The organism is Mesorhizobium sp. B2-4-15 (assembly GCF_006658505.1).
Classification (GTDB): domain Bacteria; phylum Pseudomonadota; class Alphaproteobacteria; order Rhizobiales; family Rhizobiaceae; genus Mesorhizobium.
The window spans coordinates 72,393-82,117 of sequence record NZ_VFUZ01000009.1 but is presented as its reverse complement, the minus strand read 5'-3'; the positions used below and the strand labels follow the sequence as shown (position 1 = coordinate 82,117).

Sequence of the window (9,725 nt, the reverse complement as noted above, 5' to 3'; positions counted from 1 at the left end):
CCGACAGGAAACAGGCGCTCCGCCGCGGGCGGAGCGCCTGTTGATGTCAGGTGATCGCGATCATGCCCGGCGGCCGGGTCCGTCTTCCGGCACGAAGCCAGCAGGGTCGTTCGGATCGGGCGGCAGATAAGCGTCGTATGGATTGCCATCGGCCAAATGGCCAAACGGTGTGAACATGTAGTCGCCGCCATCGCGTCCGACAGCGCAGATCACGTAGCGCGGCTGGCCGGTTTTGGCATCCGCGCATTCCATTAATGCGAGGTTGCCGTCGCTGGCGGCTCGAAGCAGCGTCTGGAAATTGCTGCGGGCGTGGTCTGGGATGCTCATGTCGGGCCTCCCGTCTCTGTCGGTTCATGGGGAGCGTTGGCCAGAATCGCTTCGCCTACCGAGATGGGCCACGCGGCCTTGCCCATCCATTCCGCCGCGGTTACCCTGCCTGCCTGGGCGTCACCAACCATGATCTTGGGCAGGCCGGGCAGACGTTCGAAGTGGGCTGCCTGGCGCTGCACCGTCTCCTTGAAATGGCCCGGCACCGGGATGGCGGCACCACGGCAGGCAGCATCTGCGCCTTGCCAGATGCCGGTGATATGGGTCTCGCCAGCAGGCTCGTAGCCGAGCCGTTCAGCGGACCAGTCATCGTCTCCGATGGCCAGCCGATAGGCCGCTTCGGGCGTATCGGCCAGATAGCTGCGGTGCCGGAAGACCGGCAGGCGGTAGCTTGTCTCTATGTTGAATGCGGGCATCGTGCTGCTCCTGATTAAAACGCCGCCCGGCGCTCTTTTGAGAGCCCGGGCCGTGGTGTCTGAAGATTGATGCTGGGTGGGGCGCTAGGCGGCTCGCCCCGCCACTCGCCCTTTGGCGACGTCGGCGCCGACTTCGTCCGCGGTGACCTCTTCAAGGCGCACATTGCGGTATCCGGTTTTGGCCAACCAGAGTTCCGCCGCCTCCCGGCTCTCGGCGAGGTGCGGCAACTCGTTATCGTCGCCGATCTGCCCCACAACGCGGACTATGCCGATACCGGGTCGCTCGACGATCTCGGGACCGAGCCCGCTGTTAACCGAGCGGGAGCGCATGACGGTGACGAGGATGACGCTGTCGGAGGAACAGTTACCTGAGCGTGATCGAGGCTGGCGCGAAGCAGGTCGGACGGGCGCGCGGCGGTGCGTTAAGGACCGCCGCCTGAAACCGAAATTGGCCCGGCGCGCCGCCGGGCCATGAGGTGCAGGGGTCGGGGGCGACCGGAGCCGCCCGGGGTTGGATACTATTCGGCGGCGATCGCCTGCGCGGCGTCCGCTGAAACATCCGAGCTATCGCCCCCGTCGCCGGAGAGGAATTCAGGCAGCGCCTCAACCTCCTCGGCCTGCGCCTCGGTGCCCCAGAAATCACCGATCAGGCGAAGCGGCTCGGGCAGCCAGCCGCTGTCGGCCAGCAGGCGCTCGGCCTCCCTGGCCATGTCCCCCTTTTTCATGTGGTCGATGAGCTGGGCTGCCTGCTCGCCGGCGCCCTCGCGCACCGCTTGGAGGATGCGGGACTTGGTGACGCGGCCGAGATAGTTGTCGACCGTCGGGCGCCAGCCCGCATCCACCATGTCGAGCCCGGTGGCGGCGGAGAGCCGGTCGGCCTCGCGCAGACGCTGGTCGAGCCCGTGCTGGGAAACGCCACCACCGCCATAAGGGTTTGGGCGTTCGTAGAGGGCGTTGATCCCATAGCTGACGCAATGCGCCAGCAGCGCCTGCCGGCTCGCGTCATCGATACCGTCGAGCCAAGCCCAGAGAGCCTCGTCATCGTCGAGCGGGATGTCGCCCTTCCATGCGTGATGGCGCTCGTCGAGCGCCTTGGCCGCCGGGCTGTTTTTGAGGCCGGCATCCTGAACCGGCAGATAGGAGTGCCGGATCGAGGCCTCGACACAGCCGTTCGAGGAACGCTGACCGAAAGTGTCGACAACAAGCCGATGCAGCAGCGCCGTGATTGCCACATGCGGGCTCGCGCCCACGGCGTTGCGCAGCGCGAGTGTGCGATGCGCGGTCAGCTCGATGACCAGGCGCTCTGGCAGCGGCTTGATGGCCTCGCCTTCATCCTCCTCGGGCTCGGATGCCTGGGCGCCGACGTTGATGGTAGTGCGATGAACCGAGGGATTGCCCCTCCCATCGTCACTCTCCGTCGGATCCCCGGCGCTATCGCCGTCGGCCGTCTCCGGTGCCTCGTCGTCGGGACGTACATAACCACGATCGACGACGAGATTCCCATCGCGGTCGATGCTGATGAAAACCCCGGCGCGGCCGATTTCGGCCGGATCGTAGATCATTGGCCGGCTCTCGAAGGCCTCGAGCGCGGACTCGATCTCGCCAAGGCGTCGGTCGGCGTCGTCGGGGAGATCGTCGACCTCGCCATATTCGGCCTCCAGCCGATCGTATTCCGCGCGCAGGGCTTCGCGTTCTGCCCGTTCCTCCTCGGTCAGGTCGGCAGGGATGCCGGCGAGTGCTCGCAGGCCGTGATTGTGGCCATAGGGCAGATCGACGTCGACGACGATCCACTTCCAACCCTCGCCAGCGATCTCGTCGGCGACTGACTTGAGTTTCTCTCCCACCAGACGGTCGAGCAGCGCGGGGTCCTGCATCCAGCCACCATTATCGGCTTCGAACAAATCGCGAAGCACGTTCCCGCCGGCGGCTACGAAGGTGTCGACACCGACGAACAAGGCGCGGCGGTCACTGACCCGAACGGTGGTTTCGGTCAGCATGCGCCGGATCTGATACGGTTCCTTCGACCACGAATTCTCAAGCGCCTCCCAGACCTGTTCCTGACGCGCATGATCGTCGGTTACGGTAAAGGCCATCAGTTGCTCGAGCGTCATGCCCTCCTGCTCATAGATCTCGAGCAGCTTGGGCGAAGCCTTGGCGAGCCGCAGGCGCTGCTGCACGAATGTCGGCGACACGAAGAAGCGCGCGGCGATCTCCTCATGGCTCGCGCCCCGGCCATGCAGGGTCTGGAAGGCGCGAAACATGTCGAGGGGATGGAGATCTTCGCGCTGGAAGTTCTCAGCCAGAGAATCCTCCTCGATCGGCACCGTGCTGTGGGCGTCGGTCACGACGCAGGGCACCGGCTCTGTCTTGGCCATGCGCTTGTGCCTGACCAGCAATTCCAGGGCGCGATAGCGGCGCCCGCCTGCGGGCACCTCGAACATGCCGGTCTCGTTGCCTTCGTCATCCAGCGTCGGCCGGACGTTGAGGCTCTGGAGCAGGCCGCGCCGTTCGATCGAGGCGGCGAGGTCCTCGATGGTTTCCCCGCGCTTGATACGCCGGACGTTGGACTGGCTGAGCACCAGCTTGTGGAAGGGGATGTCGCGCGAGGCGTTGAGGGTGATCTTCTGCTTGGCGGTAGCCATCGAGATTTCTCCGCGACGGGCGGCCGAGACTCTCCCGACCTCCAAACCCGTCACCAAGGCAGGCGCCGCCCTCTCACTCTGAGGGCGGCGCCGCGCACCGGACGATCCAGGCAGGAACAGAGCCACGGACACGAGGTGCGCTTCGGCGGCTCCACGGTTTTCAAGAAGGCAGATGCCGGCCCGAGACAGTGTGGCGGATGAAAAGATGAGCCCGGCCGCACGGATGCTGCCCGAGCCCGACGGGCGGCCTCGGCCCAGATGGAGAGCGGCACTGTGCATGCCGACCACGATGTCGCGCTCGATGCCCCAGCTGGATGGCAGGCGGGCAGGCTTATCTCCATGGGCGAAAAGCTGCCAATCTCCGGATCGCCGCGATCGGCGATGCCGTAGAGACTGTCGCCATCGGCATGAGCTCGGTGGCGAGCCAGACGCCTTCGCCAATTGGGTTGAAGACCTTGACCACGGGCAAATGGTCGCCGCCGCGATTGCTGCAGTTGGCGAGCAGGCGCTCGCGCAGATCGGGCGCGCGAGGATGATCATGCCGCCCTCCCCCGATCACAGGCTCGGCCCCGCCGACGTCTTGGGCCGGGACGAAGCCAAGCAGCCAGGAGGCCGCCTTGCTGGCATGGGACGCAGCGCGCACAATAGCACGGTTGTCCTGCCGCAGCACGTCGAGCCAGGAGCCGATGTAGTCCGCGTGGCGAACGGTCGGCACGATGCCCAGCGAGGCGCAGCAGAACGCAGCGTTCATCTCCGCGATCAGTTCCTCGAAGGCATACTTCTTCGTGCCGAAACTGCCGGTCATGTCGCGGTCGAGACGGGATCGATGTCCGGTGGCGTGGCCAAGTTCGTGAAGCGCTGTCCGATGCCAGTTGATCGTCTCGAAATAGGCCTGGGGCGGCGGAACCTGCACATAATCGAGCGCCGGAACATAGAAGGCTCGGTTGCCGCCGATGCGGAAGTCGATTGCCGTAGCGCGGATCAGCGCCTCGACCTTCGGCTCAATGAGGGCGCGTGGCGGAGGCGGAGCGACGCTCGCGACACCTTCCGGCAGATTCTCGCACTGTGCGGTGTTGAAGACGGTGAAGCGCTTCAGGAACGAGATCGCCTGGACTTCGTCGCCAGTGTCGCGCGCGCGCCGCTTCTCGTCGTCAGGCACAAATTGGTCGGCATAGACCACGGTCGTGCCGTGTTCGCCCTTGCGCACATTGCCGCCGAGCGCGACCGCCTGGCGAAAGGTGAGCCAGCTCTGGGCGCAAAACCCGTGATCGATCACGGCGCCCCACAGGATCAGCACATTGATCCCGGAATAGTGACGGCCGGTGGCGGCATTCCTGGGCATGGCGAGCGGCGCCTTGGCGGCCGCGGTCCCCCAGGGCTGGACCCAGGGCACGCACCCTGCCTCAAGATCGGCGATGATCTTGCCGGTGATTTCGTCGTAAAGACTCGCCCGCTCCGGGGCGGTTTGAGCGCATGTGCTTTTTCTGGACATGGCGGAGCTCCGCGACGGGCGCCGGGAGCCTCTCTCCCAGCTCTCAACCCGTCACGGCAACCCGGTTGCACTCTCCCTCTGAACCGACGGTGCGGCGCCTCCTGGCGCAGCTGCCTGATGAAGGCGCGCACCTCACAGATCTTTGTCGTCGCCGCGCGTAATGGTGCCTGATCTGCTGGCTGTCAGCATATGGACCGTCTGCTGCGGTAATTTTAGCCGTTTTGCATTGCCCAAAGGCCGCCGCTACGCCGGCGCGGCGAAGTTGATGACGTCCCTCCGGCCGTTCAGGACAGCGTTGCGGCCGGACCGTCAAGCGCGGAGCTGCGCAGCGTCATTTGGCACTATCGAGACAATAAGTGGAAGTGCGGTAACCCTTGATTCAACCATTGATGGTATTGTTGAGGGATGTGGTGGCGGCTCCGACAGTGCGGCGGGGGCTGTGTTGCCGGAGCCGCCTGCGCGGCCGGTTGGGGGTTTGACCGCGCTGTCCCAGAATAGGACAGCGCGGTCAACGATCCGTTAATCGTGTCATAAGTTTGCGCTGGCGACGGCACATCTTCACATAAGCCCCGATGGAGAGTAGGTGGGCCACCTGCTTGCCAAGGCCAATTGTGAATTCGCCATCGTTGGTAGCAAAGTCCCAGCCGAAGAATGCTGCCCAGCAGAAAAGCAGAATCGAGAAGCGCATTAGCGATTTCTAAATTAGATCCATTGAAGGAAAGTTAAGGTATGAAACCGGCGTCACCTCGTGAGCCTCACGCCGCGCCAAGGTCATCAGCGCCAGGGTTCGCCACTCAAGGAACAGGCGCAACGGACGGAACATCAGTCGAGATAAAGGCTGCACCCGCCTCGGCGCGGACCAGCGGGTCCGGCGGCAGCAACGCCGGAGCGGGTGTCAGCGGCAGCACCTCAGGTACCCGCGTCAATGGCGGCACAGGTGTAAACGCTACCGGCTCGGGCGCGGCTACCGGCGGCACCATCGCCACCGATCCCAACGCGACGAATTCGACGAACGGCATGAACGACCGCTGCAAAGACGCTGCCGGCAACGACGTCGACAACAGTATCGCAAGCGGTACGACCACCTCGCCCTCACGAAACTGCAACAAGTAACTGGACGCCCGAACCCTTCAGGTCTGCCACTGACGGCGGACCTGAGGATCCCCGTTTCATCGTGTCATTCCCGGCATTGATTGGCTCAGCGTCGGGCGCCGCGAAAGCAAATGTAGCGTGCCGGCAAAGAAGCAATACACTGTGGATGACCTTGGATACGGTCGGTCTGCCCAATGGCGAGCGCCAGCGTTTTGCGCTATCGTCCCGGGATGGGACGGTTGAACTTCGCGGAAGAACTCCACCTCGCCTCTGACCGGACGGCTGAAATGTCAGGTGCTGATCTGAGGGCTCTGCTTCGCCGTGCGGCCTTGATGCTCAGGAATGTGAGCGTTGGCCTGGACGTGGAGCCTGCCATCGAGGCAGCTCTGGAAGGGGTTGCAGCCGAGATGCGGCTTTCGAGGCCGCAATTGCTGCAGTCAATCGTCACGCAGTGGCTGTTCGCCAACGCCTACCTGCCGTACTATGAATCCAATGAACGAGATCATAGCGGCGACGGAACATCCTGAGCAGCTACTCTCCCGGCGTCTTCTTTCTCGCGGTCCTATACTCATCCTCCCAAGGCAGGGTGCCAAAATCTGGCTGGTGACCCGCAGCGCGGTAGGCATGTTCCGTGACGTAGGTGCCCTTGAGGCCCTCGACGACGCAGGCGAACGGCGGATTCCCTGGACATCGGTAGAGACCAACAACTTTCATCCAGACACCTCAATCCTTGCCTCTCCACTCCCTCGCAGCCAGAAGCTCTCATGGCCGTCCCGTTGATGTCGCCATTCATTTCAATGAGAGCGTTCGGTGCAATGCACACCTCCATGTTGCGCGTGCGAAACCCATAGTTTGGCCTATCATCAATTAGCACACACCCATACGATAGTGGAATCGAGCAGGCGGACGCGGGGAACATGAGGCGCTCCTGGACGCGCAGCTTCAGCGCGATCCAAAACGCGCAAAGCCGGCGATGGTCATTCACCTGACAACTGTTGAAAAAAATCCTTGGGACGATGACGCCCGAGGCATGGGCCCCGACACGGCGATGTTGCTTGCGGGCGTGGGACCAGTGCTTCCTGGCGACTTCATCGAGGCTTGTGTGGAGAACGTGCCAGTACTTCAGTTGTGGTGATGGGTGCGAATAGCCATCAAGGTCGACCTGTAGCGAACTGCCAGCCATAGCCGGAGCGATTGGCGTCTTCCACAACTGGTACGGAATCGACCGACAATCCGGTGCGGAAAAAGGTGAGCGTCGCACCCTTGCGCTATGTTTCGAAGTCTTCACCCGATCTTGAGGTGGCCGCAAGCCATCCTGACAACCTCACGGGTCGCTTCCTTACAAATTCGTAAAATACGCTTCATGCAAACGGATGAAGCGTGATCGCCGAACGTGGTGCGAGTTTACTCGCGAGAAGTGCGGGTGCCGCTGACACCTTGTTGTCGGAACGGCTGAAGGACCCGCTCTTGCATGAGACTACATGCAGCTTGTTTGAAACCTTCCAAAACGAACTTGCAATCGACACCAATCATCGCCAGGCAAAGGACCTCCGCCTCAGCAAAGGGAGATTAACACCAAACTTTGGCATGTCTAATAACGCAGTCTCCAGGACGCTATATTTCGCACTGGAAGAGAGAACGTCGAAATGTGTAGCCTTGATTGCTTTAGGTCCACTAAGCAGCCACGCGATCTGAGGGGAGGCAAGGATAGCCACGCCGCCCTCTCAGCATTCTTGCCCCGATTGGACGGACCACAATGACCGGGTGGCCGCTTGCATGCGTGTCGTCTAGCAAGCGCTACCGCCCTTCTGAAGAGGGAGCCTACAGTAATTACCGCACGAGCCACCAGGGTGTTGGCTACGGTGCGCAGTACGGCGCAACCTTTGCTTCCGGCTACTATGCGGCTCTATGGTCGCACATCGAAATGCCTTTGGTCGAAAGCATTCTCTCCCCCCTGGGTGGGCCGAGCCATAGCTGCCTGGACTTCGCATGCGGTACAGGTCGCATCACAAATGTCGCCGCCCACTTATTTGGGGAGGTCTATGGTGTTGACGTATCTGAATCGATGCTTGCTTGCGCACATACCCTCGAGAACGTGACGCTGGTTCAAACTGATCTGACGCTCGAACCGCTTGGCAAAACGTTCGACGTAGTTACAGCTTTCCGGTTCTTCCTGAACGCTGAAAATGCACTCAGGCACGATGCGATGTCGGCCATTCATGCGCATTTGAACGAAGGGGGATTACTCGTCTCAAACATTCACATGAATGCGACCTCGCCAATGGGGGTTGCATGTCGCATCTTAAATCGATGCGCGGGACGAACAATCCACAATACCTTAGGCATCGCCAGATTTAGGCAGATGCTCCTTTCTAATGGTTTCGTTGTCGAGCGAATAATCGGCTACGGTTATCTGCCGCGACCCGGGAATCTATTACCACGGCTCTGCGAAATGTTCGTTGAGCCTTGTGAAAGGATAAGTAAAAAAGCGCGAGTTCCGGCACGGCTTGCGCAGAATTTCCTGGTGGTTGCAAGAAAGCAGTAACGGGACATAAGCATCATGCGGCGCGTGGCGGGTCCGCAGAGGCGCAAAGCTACCGTTCGCCTTGTAGAAGACGGGCTTGGTTTCTGCGGTTCAAATCACGGGCGCGCGACAACCGATATCGACATTTGGTACTCGACATCCCAGGGTTTCAAAGTTGACTGCCACATCGGGCCGGTTCACGGTCGGAAGCAAGGCGGGCTACACCAGGGCATCAAAGTCGACAACCGCATGAGCGTGATACGGTAATCAGTTGAAGCAGTCTGGAAATGCCGACCGGCGACATTCCATTGGGGCTGAGTTGATTGCGGTGCTGGTCGCGGTAACGGCCGGCCAGCCCCGCGTCATGTCCGGCGAGAACGGCAACGCCTTGCCCTCTGGCCCGTTCGAGCTTGGACACCGTTCGCTGCAATCGGGTCTGCGGGACTGGGTGGAACAGCAGACGCGGCATCCCCTGGGCTACATCGAACAGCTCTACACCTTCGCCGATCGCGACCGTGCAGTTGATGAAGCCGAGCGGGTGATCTCGATCAGTTACCTTGCTTTGGCGCGCGAAGGCCAAGCAGCGCCAGCCGACAAGGCGAGATGGCGCAACTGGTACGACTATTTTCCTTGGGAAGATCATCGCGACGGTGTTCCACCTGCATTGCCGAATGTGATTGTCCCGCAGCTGAATGCCTGGGCGAAGGCCGCCGACAACCTTTCGGTGCGCAGTGAGCGCCAGCAGCGAACAGCGGTCGCCTTCGGTCTCGATCGCCACAGTTGGAACGAAGAGCTGGTGTTGCAACGCTACGAGCTGCTGTATGAGGCGGCGCTTGTCGAGGAGGCGCATCGCAACAAGGTCAAGGCCAACACGCTGTCGGTGTTCGGTCCGGCCATGGCGGCGGATCACCGTCGTATCCTTGCCACTGGCATCGCCAGGCTGCGTGCCAAGATTAAGTATCGTCCCGTCGTCTTCGAGCTGATGCCACCGACGTTCACGCTGCTGCAGCTCCAGCGCAGCGTCGAGGCGCTGGCCGGACGGCTCGTGCACAAACCGAATTTCCGGCGGCTGGTCGAGCAGCAGGAACTAGTCGAAGAGACCGGAGCGATGACGACCGACATGCGTGGCCGCCCCGCCAAGCTGTTTCGCTTCCGCCATTCCGTGTTGGCCGAACGCGCCGTTGCCGGAACGAAATTGCCACTTACGCGCGCTTGACACTTATACTCAAAGT

The 9,725-nt window shown here is 62.0% G+C and carries 10 protein-coding genes and 1 pseudogene; 3 read left to right on the top strand and 8 right to left on the bottom strand.

Going from position 1 to position 9,725, the window contains the following annotated elements; all coding sequences use genetic code 11:
* Positions 1–60: 60 nt before the first annotated feature.
* The 8 genes and pseudogenes from FJ930_RS13100 to FJ930_RS30085 all read right to left on the bottom strand — a co-directional run bounded on the left by FJ930_RS13100 (position 61) and on the right by FJ930_RS30085 (position 5,986).
* On the bottom strand, positions 61–327 hold the full coding sequence (locus FJ930_RS13100; protein WP_140744723.1) for a DUF6117 family protein: 267 nt from the start codon (positions 325–327) through the stop codon (positions 61–63).
* Entirely contained in the window at positions 324–743 is a 420-nt protein-coding gene (locus FJ930_RS13095; protein ID WP_140744722.1) for a hypothetical protein, read from the bottom strand. Before FJ930_RS13095 ends, FJ930_RS13100 begins: the two co-directional genes overlap by 4 nt.
* Positions 744–827: 84 nt before the next feature.
* A complete protein-coding gene (locus FJ930_RS13090; protein WP_140744721.1) occupies positions 828–1,073 on the bottom strand; it encodes a hypothetical protein in 246 nt (81 codons plus the stop codon).
* 188 nt (positions 1,074–1,261) lie between these two features.
* Positions 1,262–3,385, bottom strand: a complete 2,124-nt coding sequence (locus FJ930_RS13085; RefSeq protein WP_141838295.1) for a ParB/RepB/Spo0J family partition protein — start codon at positions 3,383–3,385, stop codon at positions 1,262–1,264.
* Between the two features lie 331 nt (positions 3,386–3,716).
* Positions 3,717–3,848, bottom strand: coding sequence for a DUF2958 domain-containing protein (locus FJ930_RS30450; RefSeq protein WP_246676911.1), 132 nt, complete (start codon positions 3,846–3,848; stop codon positions 3,717–3,719).
* Positions 3,849–3,971: 123 nt separating this feature from the next.
* Positions 3,972–4,877 (bottom strand): annotated as a pseudogene (locus FJ930_RS13075) (zincin-like metallopeptidase domain-containing protein); the annotation flags it as partial.
* A gap of 508 nt (positions 4,878–5,385) precedes the next feature.
* Positions 5,386–5,565 (bottom strand): hypothetical protein, encoded by a 180-nt coding sequence (locus FJ930_RS13070; RefSeq protein ID WP_141838103.1) that lies wholly within the window; start codon positions 5,563–5,565, stop codon positions 5,386–5,388.
* 106 nt (positions 5,566–5,671) lie between these two features.
* A complete protein-coding gene (locus tag FJ930_RS30085) occupies positions 5,672–5,986 on the bottom strand; it encodes a hypothetical protein (RefSeq protein ID WP_181763366.1) in 315 nt (104 codons plus the stop codon).
* Between the two features lie 177 nt (positions 5,987–6,163).
* On the opposite strand from FJ930_RS30085, the gene FJ930_RS13060 reads away from it, so the two are divergent.
* From FJ930_RS13060 to FJ930_RS13050, 3 genes are all read left to right on the top strand, one after another.
* The gene (locus FJ930_RS13060) at positions 6,164–6,496 is read left to right on the top strand and encodes a hypothetical protein (RefSeq protein WP_246676898.1); all 333 of its coding nucleotides are present in this window, start codon (positions 6,164–6,166) and stop codon (positions 6,494–6,496) included.
* 1,229 nt (positions 6,497–7,725) lie between these two features.
* Entirely contained in the window at positions 7,726–8,514 is a 789-nt protein-coding gene (locus tag FJ930_RS13055) for a class I SAM-dependent methyltransferase (RefSeq protein WP_141838101.1), read from the top strand.
* A 343-nt stretch (positions 8,515–8,857) separates the two neighbouring features.
* Positions 8,858–9,709, top strand: coding sequence for a hypothetical protein (locus FJ930_RS13050; protein ID WP_348642723.1), 852 nt, complete (start codon positions 8,858–8,860; stop codon positions 9,707–9,709).
* Positions 9,710–9,725 lie beyond the last annotated feature (16 nt).